At 44.5% G+C, this 20406-nt stretch carries 19 protein-coding genes and 1 pseudogene; 13 read left to right on the top strand and 7 right to left on the bottom strand.

The window, feature by feature from the left end; genetic code table 11:
* Positions 1-277 precede the first annotated feature (277 nt).
* Positions 278-529: a response regulator transcription factor gene (locus ACH59B_RS25230; RefSeq protein WP_404303004.1), complete on the bottom strand. Its 252-nt coding sequence runs from the start codon at positions 527-529 to the stop codon at positions 278-280.
* Between the two features lie 161 nt (positions 530-690).
* Entirely contained in the window at positions 691-1293 is a 603-nt protein-coding gene (locus tag ACH59B_RS25225) for an isochorismatase family protein (protein WP_017426008.1), read from the bottom strand.
* Positions 1294-1434: 141 nt separating this feature from the next.
* Between ACH59B_RS25225 and ACH59B_RS25220 the strand changes: the two genes are divergently transcribed.
* On the top strand, positions 1435-2277 hold the full coding sequence (locus tag ACH59B_RS25220; RefSeq protein WP_123797853.1) for a helix-turn-helix transcriptional regulator: 843 nt from the start codon (positions 1435-1437) through the stop codon (positions 2275-2277).
* Between the two features lie 331 nt (positions 2278-2608).
* Here ACH59B_RS25220 and ACH59B_RS25215 read toward each other — a convergent pair whose 3' ends face one another.
* Positions 2609-3532 carry a YafY family protein gene (locus ACH59B_RS25215; protein WP_019689064.1) on the bottom strand — a complete coding sequence of 308 codons (924 nt, stop codon included), beginning with the start codon at positions 3530-3532 and terminating at the stop codon, positions 2609-2611.
* A gap of 102 nt (positions 3533-3634) precedes the next feature.
* On the opposite strand from ACH59B_RS25215, the gene ACH59B_RS25210 reads away from it, so the two are divergent.
* The 5 genes from ACH59B_RS25210 to ACH59B_RS25190 all read left to right on the top strand — a co-directional run bounded on the left by ACH59B_RS25210 (position 3635) and on the right by ACH59B_RS25190 (position 8235).
* Positions 3635-4099, top strand: coding sequence for a VOC family protein (locus ACH59B_RS25210; protein WP_017426015.1), 465 nt, complete (start codon positions 3635-3637; stop codon positions 4097-4099).
* 181 nt (positions 4100-4280) lie between these two features.
* The gene (locus tag ACH59B_RS25205; RefSeq protein WP_123797851.1) at positions 4281-6245 is read left to right on the top strand and encodes a translation factor GTPase family protein; all 1965 of its coding nucleotides are present in this window, start codon (positions 4281-4283) and stop codon (positions 6243-6245) included.
* A gap of 105 nt (positions 6246-6350) precedes the next feature.
* Positions 6351-6911, top strand: a complete 561-nt coding sequence (locus ACH59B_RS25200; protein WP_025366240.1) for a DUF4303 domain-containing protein — start codon at positions 6351-6353, stop codon at positions 6909-6911.
* 33 nt (positions 6912-6944) lie between these two features.
* Complete coding sequence (locus ACH59B_RS25195; protein ID WP_123797850.1) at positions 6945-7586, top strand: hypothetical protein; 642 nt, start codon at positions 6945-6947, stop codon at positions 7584-7586.
* 121 nt (positions 7587-7707) lie between these two features.
* Entirely contained in the window at positions 7708-8235 is a 528-nt protein-coding gene (locus tag ACH59B_RS25190) for a hypothetical protein (protein ID WP_318300802.1), read from the top strand.
* A gap of 73 nt (positions 8236-8308) precedes the next feature.
* Here ACH59B_RS25190 and ACH59B_RS25185 read toward each other — a convergent pair whose 3' ends face one another.
* Positions 8309-8689, bottom strand: a complete 381-nt coding sequence (locus ACH59B_RS25185; protein ID WP_318300801.1) for a hypothetical protein — start codon at positions 8687-8689, stop codon at positions 8309-8311.
* A 275-nt stretch (positions 8690-8964) separates the two neighbouring features.
* On the opposite strand from ACH59B_RS25185, the gene ACH59B_RS25180 reads away from it, so the two are divergent.
* The 3 genes and pseudogenes from ACH59B_RS25180 to ACH59B_RS25170 all read left to right on the top strand — a co-directional run bounded on the left by ACH59B_RS25180 (position 8965) and on the right by ACH59B_RS25170 (position 11969).
* Positions 8965-10299: an SMI1/KNR4 family protein gene (locus tag ACH59B_RS25180; protein ID WP_404302999.1), complete on the top strand. Its 1335-nt coding sequence runs from the start codon at positions 8965-8967 to the stop codon at positions 10297-10299.
* Between the two features lie 156 nt (positions 10300-10455).
* Positions 10456-11010: pseudogene (locus tag ACH59B_RS25175) on the top strand (GNAT family N-acetyltransferase).
* Between the two features lie 425 nt (positions 11011-11435).
* On the top strand, positions 11436-11969 hold the full coding sequence (locus ACH59B_RS25170) for a YceI family protein (protein WP_257126508.1): 534 nt from the start codon (positions 11436-11438) through the stop codon (positions 11967-11969).
* Between the two features lie 38 nt (positions 11970-12007).
* Here the strand turns inward: ACH59B_RS25170 and ACH59B_RS25165 are convergent, their stop codons facing one another.
* From ACH59B_RS25165 to ACH59B_RS25155, 3 genes are all read right to left on the bottom strand, one after another.
* Positions 12008-13429 (bottom strand): MDR family MFS transporter, encoded by a 1422-nt coding sequence (locus ACH59B_RS25165; protein ID WP_257126507.1) that lies wholly within the window; start codon positions 13427-13429, stop codon positions 12008-12010.
* Between the two features lie 315 nt (positions 13430-13744).
* On the bottom strand, positions 13745-13984 hold the full coding sequence (locus ACH59B_RS25160; protein ID WP_016822494.1) for a hypothetical protein: 240 nt from the start codon (positions 13982-13984) through the stop codon (positions 13745-13747).
* 215 nt (positions 13985-14199) lie between these two features.
* Positions 14200-15288, bottom strand: coding sequence for a GntR family transcriptional regulator (locus ACH59B_RS25155; RefSeq protein WP_016822495.1), 1089 nt, complete (start codon positions 15286-15288; stop codon positions 14200-14202).
* Positions 15289-15578: 290 nt separating this feature from the next.
* Here ACH59B_RS25155 and ACH59B_RS25150 point away from each other — a divergent pair, with 290 nt between their 5' ends.
* The 4 genes from ACH59B_RS25150 to ACH59B_RS25135 all read left to right on the top strand — a co-directional run bounded on the left by ACH59B_RS25150 (position 15579) and on the right by ACH59B_RS25135 (position 20313).
* On the top strand, positions 15579-17192 hold the full coding sequence (locus tag ACH59B_RS25150; RefSeq protein ID WP_404302996.1) for a xylulokinase: 1614 nt from the start codon (positions 15579-15581) through the stop codon (positions 17190-17192).
* 1 nt (position 17193) lies between these two features.
* A complete protein-coding gene (locus ACH59B_RS25145) occupies positions 17194-17889 on the top strand; it encodes an L-ribulose-5-phosphate 4-epimerase (protein WP_017426027.1) in 696 nt (231 codons plus the stop codon).
* A gap of 40 nt (positions 17890-17929) precedes the next feature.
* Positions 17930-19354: an L-arabinose isomerase gene (gene araA, locus ACH59B_RS25140; RefSeq protein ID WP_016822498.1), complete on the top strand. Its 1425-nt coding sequence runs from the start codon at positions 17930-17932 to the stop codon at positions 19352-19354.
* A gap of 95 nt (positions 19355-19449) precedes the next feature.
* Complete coding sequence (locus ACH59B_RS25135) at positions 19450-20313, top strand: hypothetical protein (RefSeq protein ID WP_126666308.1); 864 nt, start codon at positions 19450-19452, stop codon at positions 20311-20313.
* Positions 20314-20406: the final 93 nt, after the last annotated feature.

Below are 20406 nucleotides of genomic sequence, written 5' to 3'. Positions count from 1 at the left end.
AGGCGGCCTTTTGCCTGCAGAAAGAAGAGCCCCCACGAATGGGACATGATAAAAGGGCCATCCAGCAAAGGATGGCCTTAAAACTTGCCGTTACAGACAGCGCAGAGAACCGCACCCATAAGCATCCAGATTATCGGAAAGCGAAGCAGCCTCTCTATGTTTTTGGACCTTACTTTCCTCATGTCCTTCATCAGCTCCTATAACGTTTGGTAGCTATGAGTTTATGCTGGAAAAGTCATAAAGAGATAGTGTTCTTTGGTCATGACATGGTTTATGGTTACTTGTGATCCAATATGCCCGAATTCCGGGCTATGCGGGCAGCTTCTCGCCTTCCCTTGACCTGAAGCTTCGAGTAAATCGATGAGATGTAATTCTTAACAGTCCCTTCACTAAGAAAAAGCGCCTCAGCAATGTCTTGATTGCGCAGGCCGGAAGCCAGCTTATGCAGCACTTCAAGTTCACGGGCACTGAACCCGTACTCATTACTTTTTACGGTGGAGGTATTGTTCATGCTCATGCTTTTAATCATTTTGCCCGCCATCTCTTGCGTTATTAAGGTGCCTCCGGCATGAACCACGCGTATGCCTGCAGCCAGATCCTTGGGATGGATGGCCTTGAGCCATAGCCAACCATATTTTTAAAAGCATATTTTGATTCTAGACACAATCGGGTTTCCCTTTTAAAGCGAACCTAAATCCCTTCTAGAATCTCTTCCGTTGTGCGAATCCGGCCAATCCTCGGAAAAATAACATCCCGTACATGCTCATGTTCGGCCTTGGTGAACCCGGTCATGGCGTCAATTGCAAAAATAAGTTGATAGCCGTGCTGAAATGCCTCTCTTGCGGTTGTATCGACTCCGATACCTGAGGATATACCGCATAAAACGATCGTATCAATATTTCGGCGGCGCAGCTGCAGGTCAAGGTCTGTTCCATGGAAAGCCCCCCATTGTTTTTTGGAGATGATATGGTCTGTCTCGGTCACTCCGAGCTCGGGAACAAATTCATCCCAGCCCTCTATCAGGTTCAATCTAGGTACCGTGATATCGAGCTTGGGAGAAGGTATATCCTTGAAGTCTTTACTGGATACGTGTACAAGATTCACAAAAGCCCCCTTGTTACGAAAAAGATTGGCCAGCTTAGCTGAATTTGCAATGACCATCTCGGCAGAATAAGGAGCATACTGACTGCCAATCCATTTTTGGAGGTCAATGACGACCAGAGAAGTCTTGTTCCAATCCAATAACGGTGCTCGTTCCCCACCCTTCAAATGATTGCCATTTAGTTGGTTCATATAGAATCTCCTCCTAACCTTATCTTGTAATTAAATATGACTACATCAGTATATAATCGATGATATAGAATAACGAGAGAAGGAATTAACCTAGGAGTGTTACTCCCAGAATACAAAGAAATACTGGAGGGATGAGGTGAAATGCAGGAGGAACGCGAAAAGACCGGAGAATTAGCTGAATTCCTCCGTACCCGACGGGCCCGTCTGACTCCGGAGCAGGTAGGTTTGCCTTCCGGTGAAAGACGGCGGACACCTGGTCTTAGGAGGGCAGAGGTTGCCACACTCGCTGGTATCAGTGTGGATTGGTATACATGGCTGGAGCAGGGGAGAGATATTCAGGTATCCATCCAGGTGCTTGATAGCTTGTCCCGTGCGCTGCGAATGAACGACATTGAGCGAAAACATCTCTTCTTGCTCGCTGCAGGACACTTACCCCCGAGTAATCAAGCGCCACAGAACAAGGTAAGCCGGCTACTACAGGATTTTTTGGACAGACAGGGGGAAAGCCCTGCCTTTGTGGTAAATTCAAGGTGGGATGTCGTAGCCTGGAACCAGGCCGCGATTCTCGTTTTTGGAGATTACGAAGCAATGTCGGCAAGAGATAGAAATTCGATATGGCGCCTATTCACTACGAATAATGCGAAGCGGATGCTGGGTGACAGTTGGGAAGCGAACGCCAAACATCGGTTAGCCCAGTTTCGGGCCAACTATGCAAATACAGTCGGGGATCCTTGGTGGGGAGAGTTTATTGAGGACCTGCACCAGCAAAGTAAGGAGTTCCGGGAATGGTGGCCGTTGCATCAAGTTATAAATGTGCCGGAAGGCGAAAAGCTGCTTAATCATCCTGTTGTCGGTTCCCTTCGTTTTGGTCATCTTTCCTTTCAGGCTATGGACTCCGTTGACCTCCAGGTTACAGTTAATATTCCTTTGGATACCCCAACAATTGAAAGAATGAGAAAACTTCTTTCTGCGGTTACTCGATAATTCAGCATTTGCCACGTCCGCTGAAGTTATTCCATTTTGTTATGACCAGGTTAACTTCAATCTCCTCGTTCTCCACAGCCATAAATGAAATTCTCCTTAGGCTAGTGATGAACAGGGGGCAAGTTTGTAAGATCGCTATCCATTTAGCGATTTTGCTGATAGCGACGTTAAGCTGAACCGTATCATTGGCTTCAACATCGGTATGTCTCTCCTCAATAAGATCGTTGAAAGCAGAGGATATGTAAACCTGTAAACTTTTCCTCACGGGGCCATCCAAATTAAAGAATTAGTATAAAAAGAATCTACCACTCTCTCTCTTTATTTATCAAAATTAATTGGGGTTTTCATTATATATCGCCACCATTTTATTTAAATAATTTCGAAATTCTTCAACATATGCTTTGGGCTCTACGACTTCTAGATTTGTACCGAGGCTTGCTAAAAATTGAAATCCATTAGTGTTTTGAGGAACACGGATGGTGGCTAAGAGATAATCAGGACTATAGTTTTCAATACTCTTTCGGCCGTACCTTTCTATAAATTGATCTTTTATGCTAGGCGAAATTAATGCCTTAATAGAGACTGATTCCGATTGATAACTTGCTTCATGTTCTTGTCCCAATGAATCAACTCTAGGGTTAAATGTGATTTCCTCCATAAGAAGATGATCGATCCTGGATAATTTAAATGTTCTATATCCCTGACGATGTAAACAGAATCCCTTCAAATACCAACTCATTTCGCTAAAATGGAGCTGATATGGCTCGACAATTCTATTCGTCGCGGTGCCATTTTTATCTATATAATCAAATGAGACCAACTTTCTCTTTGATATCGATTCTTGGCATATCTTCAAGGTTTGAAGAATCTCAGACCGACCCTCCCAATCATAAAATGACAGTTGGATTGAACCTTTTGGAGACAATGGGCTAACCATAGCTTCTATTTTTTTAATAGTCACTTCAACTTCTTCACTAATTAGAATTTGTCCTAATCCGCCGAGCGCAGTCAATATATTCTCCAAGTCGGAGTTGCTTAAAAGACGTTTATCAACCTTGTATTCATCCATAATGCCATAGCCGCCATGAATTCCATGAATAGAATAGATCGGGATGTTCGATAAACTCAGAGTTTCCATATCCCGAAGGATCGTTCTTTTGGAAACGTTAAATAATTGTGCGAATTCTTTTGTTGTAACGATGTCTTTTTTCAGCAATATCATGATGATGGATATTAACCTCTCGACCTTTTCCATAGGTTCTCCTTCTTTTTTTGTACTATATCTATAAATGGTGACATACATCTGTCACCTCTTATTCATTATACTGCATGTATAACACGAAGGAGGTTTTACTTTATGTCAGCTATTGTATATTTAAACTTTGATGGAGTTGCAGAACAAGCGATTGATTTTTATTCGAAGGCTTTAAACGCGAAAGAAGTTAAAAAAGTTAAATTTAAGGATTTCCCGCAAGATCCAAACTATCCATTATCGGAGAATGAATTAAATATGATCATGGAGTCCTCAGTCGAGTTTGCAGGCGGAAAAATCATGATGTCGGATATTTTGCCTTCCATGATGGCGGTAACAGGGGAACTAGTGAAAGGAAATAACGTATTTATTAGTCTAGTTAATGATGATAAACAAACATTGGAAGAATACTTTAAACATTTGTCTGTTGGCGGCCATGTTGTGATGCCGTTAACAAATACGCCTTGGTCTTCGTGCTTTGGAATGCTAGTTGATAAGTTTGGGATCTCCTGGAAATTTAATAGTGACGCAGTTCAGTTTCTCGATAATGTTATTTCAAACAAACAGTAACTCAGACCCATTTCTGACGATACTCGCTTTCGGCATTAATTGAGGAGTTATTTTACTTTCCGATATCTTATGTTTGCTTTCCAGCAAGTTGTGAGCGCAAACCAACTTCTACCCACTCTCCCGAATTCTATGCTTTAATAAAATGAGCAGTATTAACAAGAAGCGTTGAAAGTGGGATTCTATGAAGCGACTAACGATTGGCCTGTTCGCCCATGTGGATGCAGGTAAGACAACTTTTGCGGAACAGCTGCTGTACCATACGAACAGTATCCGGTCCCGGGGGCGGGTGGATCATCAGGATGCGTTTCTGGACAGCCACGACATCGAGCGGGCAAGGGGCATTACGGTGTTCGCAGATCAGGCGGTAATGGAATATAAAGGAGACAGTTATTATTTAATAGACACGCCCGGACACGTCGATTTCTCTCCAGAGATGGAGCGGGCGATTCAGGTCATTGACTATGCCATCCTGATTGTAAGCGCAGTTGAAGGTGTCCAGGGCCATACGGAGACGGTCTGGCAGCTGCTACGCAAACATCGGATTCCGACGTTCTTCTTTATCAACAAAACGGATCGGATCGGCGCGGATGTAGGCAGAACCGAGGCAGATATCCGACAGCAGTTAACGGGGGAAGTATGTTGCATTACACAGAGCTTGGCTGACGGCATAGTCGGCGAGCCGCTGCGGGAGGCCATGGCGGAGCGAGACGAAGCATTGCTGGAAGCATTCCTGGAGGGGAGAGAGGATTCCGGCTTCTGGCTGGAGGCCTTGCAGAGGATGATAGCGGCGGGTCTTCTCTTCCCCTGTGCTTACGGCTCTGCGCTTCAGGATACAGGCGTCGTTGAATTTCTGGATCAGCTGCATCTGCTGACGACAACCACTTATGAGGAGAATGCTTCGTTCCAGGGGCGGGTTTATAAAATTCGGCACGATGCAGGCGGAGCGAGACTCACGTTCATTAAGGCGCTGGGTGGTCGGCTGAAGGTGAGGGAACAGCTTAGTTACGAGAGCGGCGGCGTTCAATATGACGAAAAAGTTACGCGGATCTCCTTGTTTAACGGACTTAAATCGCAGCCAGTGGAACAAGTGGAGGCCGGCGATTTGTTTGCGGTTGCCGGATTGTCCGCCGCCGAGGCCGGACAAGGTCTGGGGTCGATATCGGACAAGTTAGCTTACGATTCGGAGCCGACATTACAATCGAAGGTATTATTCGACAATTCGATACATGTACAGAAGGTGCTCGGTGCTTTTCGCACACTGGAGGCGGAGGAGCCGTCTCTAAACGTCGTTTGGGATGAAAAATTGCAGGAGATTTCTATCCGCGTCATGGGATTGATTCAACTGGAAGTGCTGGTGCAGCTTGTTAGAGAGCGGTTTGGCTTTGCTATCTCTTTTGGACAACCGGAAATCTTGTATAAGGAAACGATTCAATCGGCTGTGAAAGGGTACGGCCACTTCGAACCGCTCAGGCATTATGCGGAAGTGCATCTGCTGATTGAACCGGGAGAAAGGGGCAGCGGCATTATGTTCGATAGCAGATGTCATGCCGATGATCTGAATGTCAGCTATCAGAATCTGATTCGGAATCATCTCTATGAACGGGAGCATCACGGACTGCTGACCGGCATGCCGGTTACCGACGTGAACATTACGCTGCTGAGGGGGCGCGCGCATAAAGAACATACCCATGGTGGCGATTTTCGTGAGGCTGCTTTTCGAGCACTACGGCAGGGGCTGGAGAAGGCGGACAATCTGCTGCTGGAGCCCTATTACGATTTCAAAATCAAGGTCGCTATCGATGAAATGGGCAGGGTGCTGTCCGATATTCAGCGTGCTTCGGGTATTTTTAATCCACCGCAGACAACCGGAACGCAAGCGGTGGTCACGGGCAGGGTGCCCGTGTCGACTTTCATGAACTACAGTACCGAATTTGCATCCTTTACGCATGGACGAGGCAGTATCCGTTGCGTGTTCAGCGGCTACGATCGCTGTCATAATACGGAGGAAGTCATAGAACGGATGGGCTACCGCAAAGGGGCAGACCCACTGTATACATCCTCCTCTATCTTTTGCGCCAAAGGGGCGGGTTACTCAGTGCCATGGGATGAGGCGGAAGCCAAGATGCACCTCGAATTAGAACCTTAATCGTACACATTTCCAGGATTCAGGCGAAAAGTAGGTAGATTTAGGACGAACAATTTTTATAATGGAAATAAGATATATATTTTATAGGGCTAAGGGGCGATTGTCATGGAACCGACGCATGAAATACAGGCGCTGGCGGCAGAAATTGCTGATGTGGCTAGGACGTCCTTTCGCACTCTTTTTGAAAATGGTGAACGTTACTATTACTGCACGCTATTTACTACTGGAGAGGGACATGCGCCAAGCATCTCCGCCTGGTCATGGGAGGCCTTGGAGAGGGAAGCGGCCAGGCAAGGAGAAGAAAGTGACACGCCGGGGTCAACGATTGCGGAACTCATCAAATGGTCTTATGCCGATTCACCCTATTGTTGCTACGAGGATGAGGACTTCGATGATGTTAAACAATTATTTATGGAACGTCCTTCCATTGCGGAGCTTGAAGCTGATGAATGGAATCGTGAATTTGATTCGAGGCTGAAGGCCATGGAGCTGGCGATGAAAATGCTCGATGATGAAGGCGTGTTTGCCTTGAATCAACCGCGAGAGTCTGTATGTGTCCTCGTCGAGAACATGCCGCCAGATGAGATCAATACCGAAATCGCCCTGCGTTTGAATCGGGCAGAGTCTCCAGCTATGCAAGCATGGCTGGCGGAAGCGGCGGAGTAAGGGGTTTCTCATTTCTTGAGGGAGAGTTGTAAAATGCCTAATGAATATCAAATGAATATTTTAGCTGAGAGAACGGAATGTATTCTTTATTATGCGGGGTCAATCCTATCGAACGAGCATAGTGCGGGCTGGATCGGCGGGAATGCGCCCGAATTTTTTGATAATCAATCGGACCTCATCCACGAAGATAACCAAAAATATGTTTTTTACTTGAGCCTCGTCCATCCCTTTAAACCGGAGAGCATGATTTCGATCTTCATCCCTGAAGACTATGAGGAGTATTTAGAAAACAACATTTATCCTAATTGCTCGGTCAAGGTGATTGAGCATCCCACTTCAACTGAAAGTGTCAAAGATATGTTTACTAACCCAGGGCTTGTAAAGCATGCAATTTCAGATGGGGAATTAAGCCATGACAAAAAATCGATGGATCAGCCTTTTTTGATCAAAGTAGGCGGAAACCCGAGACTTATTCAAAATGAAGACTATTATTTTACGAAGCTGAAAGAGGAGTCCTTTTCCTTTTTATTGCAGGTAGATGAAGATGGTTACCCCGAAACGTTACTTCAGGAGGATTACAATTATCCTTTTGGTTTTGGATCACTATATATTTTCGCCAACGTGGGAGCGACTGAGATACACCATCCAGTAGCAGGTTTTTGGCAATTCTCTTGATTTGGCGTGGGGCTAACGAGCACGTCAGGCGATTTTTGGCGTGCGTATGCCCCATTCGCACAAGCAGGAAGCCCGCCCCTGGCGTAAACTGAATTATAATCAGTGAGCGAGGTGAACTTCCATGGCACAATCGAAGGAGATGCGTGCACGGGCTAAGAAGTTTCAAGGCCGTCCGGTCTGTGTCACCCTGCACAGCGGAGAGACTTATGTCGGCTACATCACCGACGTTAATCGCGGCGGGTTGGTACTTTCCAGTGCTGGGGCTCCCCTGCGTGCTCCTTCCAGGAAACAAGACTCCCGACCTCTCAAACGCAGAGCCAGTTCGCATGCCCCGGGCGTCCGTCTCGGCAACCGGAAAAGCGGTGCACGTAAACCGTCTAGCCGTTCGCGCTCTCGCAAGCCGGACGCCAAGGTGTCGGCATTCCTGCCGATGATGGGCTCGCTGTTAGGCGGCCTTGGCGGCTCCACTGCAGGCGCAGGAGGGCTTGGCGGTATGCTCGGCGGCGGCTTGCGACTGTTCGGCATGATCCAGAAATTTGTCCCGGTTGTGAAGATGGGCTACGGCATGATCAAGTCTATTCGCCCGTTTCTCGGCGCTGTTAAAGGCTTGATGCCCTCGGCTAGTCCGACTACGCCGAATAACGAATAATCGTACCCCTGTGGACTTTAAGCCCCCTTTGAGTGGTCAGGTCAAAGGGGGCTAGCCCACAAGCCATTTAGGACTACCACTGTCTAATCCAAATTGGATTTAGTTCGGAATAGCCCATCTCCTTTAATAAATCCCAGGCATTATCCAGAACCAGAGGTTTCCCCTGGGTCCAAAGCTCTTGTCGTTTTGCCATCAAGTAAGAGATAATTTCAGCGATATGCTTGGGTTTACCCAGATGGAGGACAGTTTCCATGTTATTATTTTGTGCTGAAATATCATAAAAGGCCCAATAAGTACGAGGCTCTTCATCGGGAGGATCTGCCTGGAAGATGAGCGTGACTTTGATGTTTTTATTCTCTTTGGGAGATAGGTTTAAGACGAAGCGGGACCCGCCTGAATACCAATAAACGAATGCATAACCGTCGACCGTAATATTTCTTAATTGGCTTTTCATTATTTTCTCCCTCACTCTATGTTGTTTAAAATGAACTGCGTTTAATGAGTTTAATTAAATAATTATGTCGTTAATTTCCGAGAAATGAGGAGTGGCTTACATGAATAACAAGGTGATTATAGTCTAATCCACATATAGATTCCATTCATATGGATTTTTCCTGTGGTACTCTAGATACATATCATTTTAAAGAGGTACGACCCATAGAAAAAACAATAAAATTGCTGGATAAGCAAACAAGGAAACCTGGCTATGGTCAACAGGAGAGTTCAAATATGTGGTTTAGGAAGAAAGAAACGCAACTGGATCGAATAAAAAACAAACTGAGTCAAGCCATGCGCAAAGACGCGGACTTCTCGGTGTTTGGAGCATCCTCACATCAATATAGGGTTAAAGAGAAGCTTACAGCAAAAGAGCTAGAGGACTGGCAAACCCTCAATCAGGTCACACTTCCTGAGCCTTACGCGCTGTTTTTAATGAAAATCGGCAACGGAGGCGCCGGACCCTACTATGGAATTTATTCACTTGGAAAGGCAACTTCCTACACCGAGCGCCAGGTGCTCCTTGCAAAATCCGTTCTGCATCCCGGGATGACCAAAGAGGAATGGAACCATCTGATTGAGCCCCTGACCAGGGACGAGGACATTCCCGATGAGGAATATGACGACACCTGTAATAAGGTGTTGGGCGGCATGTTGTGCATAGGTACCCAAGGCTGCGAATACGACATGTATCTCGTACTTGAAGGGAAATATAGGGGGAGAATTGTGTACACCTCCGATTTTCATCTCGATCATCCTTTTTTCTTTGTCTATGAAGGCAGCTTTCTGGATTGGTATGAGCGCTGGCTGGATGAAATTATTCTGGATTATGATATCGGGTGGTTTGGCAGTCGAATGCCGGGTGATGAGAATGCACTGATCCAGATTTATCAGAGCGCTCCAAACGAAGAAATCCAAGCCAAAGCGCTTGATGGATTGTTCAAGTTTAAGAATGTCTCTCAGCTAACCCTTTCTTTTTTGAAAAATATTGCGGAACAAAGCCCCAAAAATCGGACCACAGCCATTAGGCTCATCTGCAAAACTTCCTTTGACACGGGTAGAAAATATCTTCTGGAGCTGTTGCAATCGGATGAACATGAGGATTTTCTTCAAGCTTTACAGATTCTGCACGCTTCCAGTAAAACTGAGGATTTAACGGAGTTTATTCCAGTGATCTTGCAAAGGCTTGACAGGGTTCACGACCCGGAAACGTTGCGTTATGCAGGGTATATTTTGGAGAATTACGGTGCGATTACGCTTCAGAACTTTGTGCCTTTCTTGTGTCATGCCGACCTGAAAATGCAAACCACTGCCATCTATGCCGCACGCAGTTGCGAAAACAAGCTGCAAAGCTGGCAGATCATTGAACAGATGCTGATGGGGGGCGGCCCACAGGTTCTGAATAACTTGATTTTATACTGGGGCATTATTCCACATGAGAAGTTGCTACCTTACTATAAGGCGGTATGGCCGGAATATAAAAGCAATCCGAATTTCAAAGGAGAATTTATCAGCTGTTTGCGAGAACTGCATTTGCCAAATGATTATTTCGACAAAGACGAATCGTGAGGAAGGCGTGTATAAATTATCCATAAAATGTTGACGGATAAGTTTAGAGTATCAGCCTTCAATTGATTGGCACCTGCAAGCTCACCTTCGTGATGTTTCATTAATGTCTCGTACACAACTTTATTGGCCGTTTAAATAACAACTGGAGGTATATCCATGCAAATACTTGAAACCAACCGATTGATCCTGCGGAATTTTGCCGCAACCGACGCTGCCGGATTGTTAGAGTATACAGCTAATCCAAGAGTTAACTGCTTTATGGATCACCAGATTTCGACGTTGGAGGAAGCTACAGAGGAGGTCGAAAAAAGAAGCAGTGACGACTCCCATATCGCGGTATGCCTGAAAGACAGCAACGAACTGATCGGGGAACTATTTGGTATGAAGGAAGAACGAGATTCGGATACGTATGGTATTGGATGGAATTTTAATGCCAGATTTGAAGGGAAAGGGTACGCAAGTGAGAGCGCCAACGCCTTCATAGAATATCTCTTTACGCAACAAGAAGTAAGGAGACTGTACGCCTATGTTGAGGACGATAACTTCCGTTCCCAGAAGCTGTGTGATAAACTGGGCTTTCGCTAGGAAGGCTGCTTCATGGAATTCGTTTCATTTGTTAAATACGAAGACGGCACGCCGAAATACGAGAATACGTATCAATATGCATTACTGAAAAAAGAATGGCTCTCTCAACGTGCTAATCAGAAATAAAAAACAAGAGATTAAACTCATTTTTAAAACTAAGAAACGTTACATAACAAATACGGCGACTTCTCTTTAGTGGATTGCAGAGAAAAGTCCGTTTGCTTTTAAGTTTCGATATAGGGTCTGGTTTAGCTACCCCAAAACGGCTTTGCAATCTGCTGACCTTGATCGATCTTCGTCCTTATTCAGTTTCACAGGTTGTTTCCGCAAGCTTCCAGTCACTCACAAGTTACTATAAGTTAGAACACAACTTTATTGTTTAGTACATAACTTTATTGACTATAGACAACGAGGAAGCCAAAAAAATGCTAAAACGCTACTGACATCCCGTTGTCAGTAGCGTTTTTGTATATTAGGAGTATGCGAATATCGCAGTGCCTTGAGAGGGAGCGACCCTTCTCAAAATCTTATTATAGAGGTGGGACTTATTCATGGAAAATATCAAGTGGGAAGTTGATCCGGACCACAGCTCCGTTGAGTTTTCGGTAACGCATTTAATGATTAATAGAATCAAAGGAGTATTCGAGCATTTCCAAGCGATCTTGAGTTTTGATCCTAATGATTTAGCAACCATGGGTATTCAGGCCTCCATAGATGCAAATAGTATCACAACTCGCCAATCGCAACGAGATGAGCACCTGAAGAGCGACGACTTCCTTCATGCAGCCAAGTATCCAACCATTACGTTTGAAAGCACCAGCTGCGTCCTTGCTGGCGAAAGGCAATATGAACTTACGGGCAATCTAACTCTGCATGGAGTAACAAAACCCATCACTTTTCATACCGTTTTTGAAGGACTTAACAAAGACCCTCGCGGCCGGGAACGTGTAGGATTTCATTCTACAGCCAGTATTGAACGCAATGAATTTGGCTTGATATTTAACTCGTATCTGGAAAAAGGCGGGATTGTTGTCGCGAATGAAGTGAGAATTGAACTTTATATCGAGGCAATTAAAATAGAGTAGTGATCCTATACATGATTTAATCTGTGCCTAGTAATGAATTAATTATGTTCAGGTAGCTTTTTTATAAACCAACCCAGCACTATAATAAGTATTGCAAGAATAAATTCAATCCAAAAAACTGTTTGTAGACCGGAAACCATGCTTTGTGTCTTCTCATGCATTGCAGTGGGATTGAGCGAATGATGAAGATAACGATTGGCTCCAGACGACATGATGCCGACGAACAATGCGATGCCAATTCCACCTGTAATCTGTTGGAGCGTATTGTATATGGCTGTGCCATGAGGAACCAGGTGACGTGGAAGTTGATTCAATCCTGTTGTCTGAGCCGGCATGACGACGAATGACATGCCTAAGAATAAGAGGATATGATTGAACAGAACGGAACCTTGTGTTGTATCACTGTCGATGCCGGTAAACAGCCACAACGATATGGCGATCAGGAATAGTCCGGGCACAATGACGGGTCTCGGCCCAAATTTATCGAGTAACTTACCCGATACCGGCATCAGCATCCCGTTCAAAATGCTACCTGGCATTAGAAGTAAGCCTGTCGCAAATGCTGTCAACTTCATCACATCCTGCATATAGAACGGCAGCAATGTTGTTGTGGCGAATAGAACCATCATCAGAATTACAATCAATACCGCAACCAGAGAAAAAGTGTAATGCCGGAATACGGAAAGATCGATCAACGGCTCTTTGATCTTAAGCTGGCGCCATACAAGCAAGAGCAAGAAAAGGCTGCCTATTGCAATCGATCCGTAACCTTCAGGCTCAAGTGAGGCACTTGTTTGGCTGAAGCCATAGGTGACGCAGCCGAAACCGACGGTTGACATCACAATGGATACAAGATCGACCCTTGGCTTGGTCAGTTCTGTCACATTCTTTAAGTACACGAATGCATAAATCATCGAAAACAGTGCGATAGGAAGCACCATGTAGAACAGCCATCGCCATTGAAAGGTATCGATAATCAAGCCAGACAAAGCTGGCCCGATGACAGGGGCGACCATGATGACCAGCCCCATGAGACCCATGGCGGCACCCCGGCGTTCTGGAGGATAGAGGGCGAGAATCGTATTCATCATCAACGGAATCAATAATCCTGTTCCGCAAGCCTGAACAACCCTGCCCATCAGCAAGATTCCGAATCCCGGGGATACTGCACACAAGCAGGTACCGGCCAAAAATAACGCCATCGCAGACATAAACATCTGGCGAGTCGTGAACCATTGCTGTAGTAATGCGGTCACCGGCACCAGTACGCCGATCACGAGCATATAACCGGTCGATAACCATTGTATGGTCGAAGCAGCAACGTTAAATTCTCTCATCAATGCAGGAAACGCATTGGTAAGTAAATTTTCGTTAAGAAATGCGACAAATGTACCGATGAGTAGAGCGGTTAATATTGCCCCTCTCTTCATTTCTCTTGCATCTTGAGCCTGATTGGCCATCTTCTACCTCCCGATTGTTCATGACGTTCCGTCTATTGTTTGTATATCGCTTATCCCGCAACGCCTGAAAATCATTTTACGTGGAGTGGGATGAATTGGAAAAAGCGAAATTGCTCATCATACTCGGAAATTCATTCATATTTCGAAAGCAAAAGGGGGGTCCGCCACGGTGTCGCTCATTCGCACATTATTTCTTGACAAGATGAGGTTAGGGGATTATGATAACGTGCCGGTCAACTCTATAAGGCAAATAAAATCAAAAAGGCTGATTTTTCGTAGTGCCTTGGCACCGGAATCGTCAGCCTATCGTGCAGATTATCCTACACCATCACTTTCTAACAAAGAATAAAAATTATCACGGTCTTGGTCATCAAATTTGCCAAGTGTCCTTACCCTAACAAATTCATGTCCGCCATACATGTCTATTTCCTCACCGTACCTATTGTAGAGCGCGATCATATTGCCATCCTGATTCAACTCCAAGTACCCGTAATATTTTGCTTCAGGCACTTCACCGTAAAAAAGCGTAAATCTGATCTTGATCACTCTGTGCACGCAGATCCTCCTCTATTGCCTTTCATATTGGCTTTGAATATATACAGTATTCCCCACAAAATGTCAACAGATTTAGTTTTCGGGTGATAATGGTGGATAAGTTATTTCGCTTCGCATCTGGCAAGGAATCCAAAAAAGGCCATAACGCTACTGACATTCCGTTGTCAGTAGCGTTTTGTATATTACGAGTATGTGAATATCACAAATTTCCCCCTTCACTTCAATTTCTTCTTTACCGTCTCTCCTTCAATTAACACGGGCTGATAATAGGTTTGGTTGCTTAGATCCTTCTTCCCTTGTAGTTTCTTAATAACCCAGTCGGCGGCATCACGGCCCATTTGTTCCTGTGGGTGTGTCAATGTTGTTAGTTTGATGTTTGCATTTTTGGAAATATAGGAATTGTCTTGGCCAATAATGGACAAATCTTCGGGAACGGATATACCAAGTTGTCTGCATACATGTACAACTTCTAGTCCGACCTCGTCGTTATAGCAGACAATTGCGGTTAAATCGTCTCTTTGTTCGGTCAAGAATTTCTTCAAATTGGTGGACAGATCCTGCTTCGTTTCTGTATAGAATGAGAGCACTTGCTCGGGGTGAAAGCGTAATTTGGCTTCTCCAAGCGCTTTGATATAACCCTTCATTCGATACTTCCCTTGTAAATCGTCCATTTTGGCAATGATGCCAATCTGTGTGTGTCCGTTAGCGATCAATTCTTTGGTTGCCAGATAGCTGGATTGTACGTCATCGAGACAGAAGTAGGGAACCTCCAACTCTTCATAATAGGCATTAATCATGATGAATGGAACATCCTGTTCCTTGAACGTCAGATAGTAAGCGATATTGGGATTATATAGATTGCTCTTCGTAGGCTCAATGATCAAACCATCGACACCAAAGGACAGCATCATCTCCAAAGCTTTCTTTTCCTGTGCGACATCATTATTGGTACTGGCTAATAGTAATGAATAATTATCTTCGTTCAATCTGGCTTCAATCCCGCGAATAATAGAGGGAAAGATGTAATCAGAGATGTAGGTTGTGATGACTCCTATGGTTTTATTGCTGGAATTGCCACCGGTTTTTGACCGAAATTGGTTGCTGACATAGGTGCCAGATCCTTTTTCACTTCTTAAAAAACCTTCGTTAGATAGTTCCAAAATAGCCTTTCGAACCGTCTGGCGACTAACTTTATACTTATCCTGCAAAGCGAATTCCGTTGGAATTTGTTCTCCTACGCTGTATGCCCCTGAAAGAATGTTGCTTTTTATATCCTCAAGGATGACCTGATACTTTGGTTTCACTTTATTCCTTCTTTCCAAGTTGTTCTAATACTAATTAATGTATCTATAATATTTGTATGTACATATTTTAGCATAATTATGAGTTTATTATAATCTATTGTCCTATCTGTATAAATACTAAAGTTAAAGTAGAAAAACACTCGGTTCGTCAAAGTATTTGTAAGTATAACTATGGTTTTGTGTTGACAAATGTACGCACAAAAAATATACTAAGGCTGTAAACAAAAGAAAGCGCCTTCTTTCAATTATTGCGATTATAACAGTTGTTCAGAGAGAGGAGTAACGTGAGCATGGATCAAGACATTAAACAAGCGATTACTAAGGGAGAAACTTCACTTGGTATCGAATTTGGATCCACACGTATCAAGGCAGTGCTGATTGATCATCGTTTTGAAACAATCGCATCTGGAAGCTATGAGTGGGAAAACCTCTTGGTAGATGGATATTGGACGTACAACTTAGAGAGCATTATTACAGGTCTACAAGAGGCTTATCGTGAAATGAAACAAGAGGTTGAACAAAAATACGGAATCACCCTTCATACGGTTGGTTCTATAGGATTCTCTGCAATGATGCACGGCTATATGGCTTTTGACAGCAAGGGCGAGTTGCTTGTTCCGTTCCGTACTTGGCGGAATGCGACAACCGGTGCTGCAGCAAAAGCTTTAACTGATAAATTCCAATTCAACATTCCTGAGCGATGGAGTATTGCTCACTTGTATCAAGCGATATTGAACGAAGAACAACATGTTCCTCATATTGATTTTATTACGACGTTGGCTGGATACATTCACTGGCTGCTGACTGGCAACAAAGCCATTGGCATCGGGGACGCTTCGGGGATCTTCCCAATTGATGAGACTACACATGATTATAACGAGCCGATGGTTAAGCAGTTTGATGAACTCATTGCAGCCAAAGGCTACGATTGGAAGTTACAAGACATTATTCCTAAAGTTCATATCTCAGGCGAGCAGGCAGGTGTACTAACCGCAGCGGGAGCCAAAATCTTAGATAAATCCGGAGATTTGCAATCAGGTATTCCGCTTTGTCCTCCAGAAGGTGATGCGGGAACAGGAATGGTCGCTACGAATAGTGTGAGAAAACGTACTGGCAACGTGTCTGTGGGAACCTCAGTTTTTGCCATGATCGTATTAGAGAAGGATCTTTCGGCGGTATATCCGGAAATTGATCTGGTGACCACACCGAATGGTAATCCGGTCGGAATGGTTCATGCCAACAACTGCTCAAGTGATCTCAATGCTTGGCTGGGCTTGTTCCGTGAGTTCTATGAGGCCATGGGGCAAAAGGCGGACCCGAATCAATTATTCAGCGTGTTGCTGAATAAGGCCCTGGAAGCAGATCCAGATGGCGGCGGCTTACTTAGCTACGGCTATTTGTCAGGAGAAAACATCACCGGAATAGAGAAAGGCCGGCCATTGTTTGTCCGCTCCCCTGAGAGCCGTTTCAATTTGGCCAATTTCATGCGCACTCATCTGTTCACTGCATTTGCTGCTTTGAAAATCGGGATGGATATTTTGACGAAGAGAGAAAATGTCGCAATTGACAGCATTCTGGCTCACGGCGGTTTATTCAAAACTCCTATTGTCGGACAAAAAATTGTCGCGGCAGCTATGGATGTTCCGGTGTCCGTGATGGCAACAGCTGGAGAAGGCGGAGCGTGGGGTATGGCTATTCTGGCTTCTTACATGATGAACAAGGATCAGCAAGAAAGTCTGGAAGACTTCCTCGACCAAAAAGTATTCAGAGATGTTGAGGGACAAGAAATTCATCCCGACGGTTCCGATGTTAAGGGATTCGAAACATTCTTGGAACGCTACACACAAGGCCTGGCGATTGAGCAGGCTGCTGTAGATAATCTAGTGGAAAACTGGAGGAATTGACGTGTTAGAGCAGCTGAAAGAAGAAGTATTTCAAGCCAATCTGGATTTGCCTAAACATGGACTCGTGAAATACACCTGGGGTAACGTAAGTGCTGTTGATCGTGAGCGCAGCTTATTCGTTATCAAACCGAGTGGTGTTAGCTATGACACGATGAAACCTAGCGATATGGTAGTTGTTGATTTTGACGGCAATGTTGTTGAAGGAGAGATGAGACCTTCATCGGATACACCGACTCATGCCGTACTTTACAAGCACTATGCAGAAATCGGCGGTATTGTGCACACGCATTCGACCTGGGCGACCGTTTGGGCTCAAGCCGGCCTGGACGTACCTGTAATGGGGACTACTCATGCAGACACCTTCTATGGTTCTGTTCCTTGTGCCCGTTTCTTGACACAAGACGAGATTGATCGTGGTTACGAAGCCGAAACAGGCCGTGTCATCATCGAAACTTTTGAGCAGCGTGGGCTGGATATTTTAGCAATGCCAGGTGTCCTGCTTAAAGGTCATGCTCCCTTCACTTGGGGAAAAGATGCGAAATCCGCAGTTATGAATAGCGTCGTGTTGGAAGAAGTTTCGAAAATGAACCTATTCGCACGGGAATTGAATCATTTTGCTGAAGAATTGCCGCAGCGTATTCTAGATAAACACTATTTGCGCAAACATGGGAAAGACGCTTACTACGGGCAAAAATAAGACAACTATACTAACAAACGAAGAAAAGAGGATGAATGTTATGTCAACAGTAGGTACAAAACAGTTCTGGTTTGTCGTAGGTTCACAACATCTGTATGGGGAAGAAGCATTAGCAGAAGTGAAAGCACACGCACAAGAAATGACCGATGCCTTAAATAAAAGCGGTGTGTTGCCTTATCCGCTCGTATTGCAGGATCTGGCAGTTAGTGCAGACAAAATCACCAGCCTCATGAAAGAAGTCAACTATCGTGACGAGGTTGCTGGTGTCATCACTTGGATGCATACTTTCTCACCTGCAAAAATGTGGATTCGCGGTACTAAATTGTTGCAAAAACCGCTGCTTCATTTGGCTACTCAGTATAATGAAAGCATTCCTTGGGCTACAATTGACATGGACTTTATGAACCTCAACCAGGCAGCTCATGGTGACCGTGAATATGGATTTATCAATGCCCGTCTGAAGAAACAGAATAAAGTGGTTGTAGGATATTGGGAACGTGCGGAAGTGCAAAAGCAAATCGCAGAATGGATGGATGTAGCGGTTGCTTATAACGAAAGCTTCAATATCAAAGTTGCCCGTTTTGGCGACAACATGCGTAACGTTGGTGTTACGGAAGGGGATAAAGTCGAGGCCCAAATCCAATTTGGATGGACCGTTGACTACTTCGGAATTGGCGACCTTGTTCAGTACGTCAATGCTGTGAAGGAAGAAGAAATTGATGCTTTGTTCGCAGAATACTCCGAACTCTATGAATTTGATTATGGTACTTACAGCAAGGAAGCTTGGGAATCCAGCGTAAGAGTGCAAGCAAGCTATGAAATTGCTATTAAACGATTCCTGGATGATGGTGGTTATACTGCCTTCACTACAAACTTTGAAGATCTCTACGGTATGAAACAGCTTCCTGGTCTTGCCGTTCAACGTTTGATGGCACAAGGATATGGCTTCGCTGGTGAAGGAGATTGGAAGACTGCAGCGCTGGACCGTCTGCTTAAAGTCATGAGCCATAACCAATCCACTGGCTTTATGGAAGACTACACCTATGAATTAGCAGCTGGTCAGGAATCGATCCTTCAATCGCATATGCTTGAAGTTGATCCAACGTTGGCAAGCAACAAGCCTAAAATTATCGTTTCTCCGTTAGGTATCGGCGATCGTGAAGACCCAGCCCGTCTGGTGTTTGACGGTAAGGCAGGAGACGGTGTGGTTGTTTCCATGGCTGACTTTGGCACACATTATAAACTGCTGATCAATGAGGTTACTGCATTTGAACCAACAGTTCCTGCTCCCAAACTTCCAGTGGCCCGTGTACTGTGGAACGTGAAGCCAAACTTCCAAGATGGAGTTAAAGCATGGATTGAGAACGGCGGCGGTCACCATACTGTAGTTTCCTTGAATCTAACTACAGACCAAATTGTTGCTTATGCAAAACTGGTTAACCTGGAATACGTAATTATTAAATAATTATAGATCATCTATAACAGCATTGGGTCAGTCCTCAGGACCCAATGCTTTTTATCGTTTCTCAGAGGATTTTTAATTCATGAGGATGTGATACTATGGCGAATTTACCATCTGCGGCAACAAAATTGGTTATGGTTGAAGGGATACCTGGCTCTGGAAAATCTACATTATCCCAATATATACAGGACACCTTAAACACGCATCGAATAGAATCGGAGCTATTTTTAGAAGGGAACTTACGACATCCCGCTGATTATGAATCGGTTGCATGTGTGCCGAATGAGGAACTTGATAGGCTCCGGTCTAGCTATGCCGATGTATTTCATGATATTGATCCATTTGTATCGCTAAGCGGTAACGACTCATTAATCGCATACGCGCTTGCGCAGCAATCAGCTCAAAATGAAATTCCTTCTAGTTTGTATGAGGAAATCCGGCGCTATGAAATCTACGATGGAATACCTGTAGAAAAATATTGCGAGTTGATGGTTCAACGTTGGAGTTCTTTTGCTAAGAATCAGCGAGAAAAGGATAAGCTGGTCATACTCGAATGCTGTTTTTTACAGAATCCAGGGTGTGCATTACTCGCTCGACATGATGCTGGAAATGATCGATTTGTTCAGCACGTATTACAGATTGCGGAGCAAATTCAGGACCTTAATCCAATTTTGTTTTATTTGAAGCAACCTAGTGTCCGTGAGACGATTGAGCGAGTGAAAACGATGAGGCCTCAAGAGTGGCTAGATTTTGTGATTTGGTACCATACGGAGCAGGATTATGGAAAGAATAAGGGGTTGCACGGGTACGATGGATATATACAGTTCCTTGAACATCGACGAGAGCTAGAATTGCACATTATTGAGCAGCTTCCTTTTCAAACTTTTATAATGGATAACTCCGATTATGATTGGGAAAATCAACAGCGGACTGTTTCGCACATCATGATGAAGTATTTATAATCTCGGGAAACGATAGTTTAATTAGACAAAGTAACCATTTGCAGCCTTACCGGCACTTATATATAGAATTTACATACAGAGGAGGTGCAAGAG

The sequence above is a fragment of the Paenibacillus sp. DP01 genome (assembly GCF_044784315.1).
GTDB lineage: Bacteria > Bacillota > Bacilli > Paenibacillales > Paenibacillaceae > Paenibacillus > Paenibacillus polymyxa.
The sequence above is the reverse complement of the archived record's forward strand: the minus strand, read 5'-3'. Positions and strand labels throughout refer to the sequence as shown.

What these genes read in the sequence shown, in the direction of transcription:
- ACH59B_RS25230 (WP_404303004.1), bottom strand. Translation starts at nt 529, where the DNA reads ATGATTAAAAGCATGAGCATGAACAATACCTCCACCGTAAAAAGTAAT.
- ACH59B_RS25225 (WP_017426008.1), bottom strand. Translation starts at nt 1,293, where the DNA reads ATGAACCAACTAAATGGCAATCATTTGAAGGGTGGGGAACGAGCACCG.
- ACH59B_RS25220 (WP_123797853.1), top strand. Translation starts at nt 1,435, where the DNA reads ATGCAGGAGGAACGCGAAAAGACCGGAGAATTAGCTGAATTCCTCCGT.
- ACH59B_RS25215 (WP_019689064.1), bottom strand. Translation starts at nt 3,532, where the DNA reads ATGGAAAAGGTCGAGAGGTTAATATCCATCATCATGATATTGCTGAAA.
- ACH59B_RS25210 (WP_017426015.1), top strand. Translation starts at nt 3,635, where the DNA reads ATGTCAGCTATTGTATATTTAAACTTTGATGGAGTTGCAGAACAAGCG.
- ACH59B_RS25205 (WP_123797851.1), top strand. Translation starts at nt 4,281, where the DNA reads ATGAAGCGACTAACGATTGGCCTGTTCGCCCATGTGGATGCAGGTAAG.
- ACH59B_RS25200 (WP_025366240.1), top strand. Translation starts at nt 6,351, where the DNA reads ATGGAACCGACGCATGAAATACAGGCGCTGGCGGCAGAAATTGCTGAT.
- ACH59B_RS25195 (WP_123797850.1), top strand. Translation starts at nt 6,945, where the DNA reads ATGCCTAATGAATATCAAATGAATATTTTAGCTGAGAGAACGGAATGT.
- ACH59B_RS25190 (WP_318300802.1), top strand. Translation starts at nt 7,708, where the DNA reads ATGGCACAATCGAAGGAGATGCGTGCACGGGCTAAGAAGTTTCAAGGC.
- ACH59B_RS25185 (WP_318300801.1), bottom strand. Translation starts at nt 8,689, where the DNA reads ATGAAAAGCCAATTAAGAAATATTACGGTCGACGGTTATGCATTCGTT.
- ACH59B_RS25180 (WP_404302999.1), top strand. Translation starts at nt 8,965, where the DNA reads ATGTGGTTTAGGAAGAAAGAAACGCAACTGGATCGAATAAAAAACAAA.
- ACH59B_RS25170 (WP_257126508.1), top strand. Translation starts at nt 11,436, where the DNA reads ATGGAAAATATCAAGTGGGAAGTTGATCCGGACCACAGCTCCGTTGAG.
- ACH59B_RS25165 (WP_257126507.1), bottom strand. Translation starts at nt 13,429, where the DNA reads ATGGCCAATCAGGCTCAAGATGCAAGAGAAATGAAGAGAGGGGCAATA.
- ACH59B_RS25150 (WP_404302996.1), top strand. Translation starts at nt 15,579, where the DNA reads ATGGATCAAGACATTAAACAAGCGATTACTAAGGGAGAAACTTCACTT.
- araA (WP_016822498.1), top strand. Translation starts at nt 17,930, where the DNA reads ATGTCAACAGTAGGTACAAAACAGTTCTGGTTTGTCGTAGGTTCACAA.
- ACH59B_RS25135 (WP_126666308.1), top strand. Translation starts at nt 19,450, where the DNA reads ATGGCGAATTTACCATCTGCGGCAACAAAATTGGTTATGGTTGAAGGG.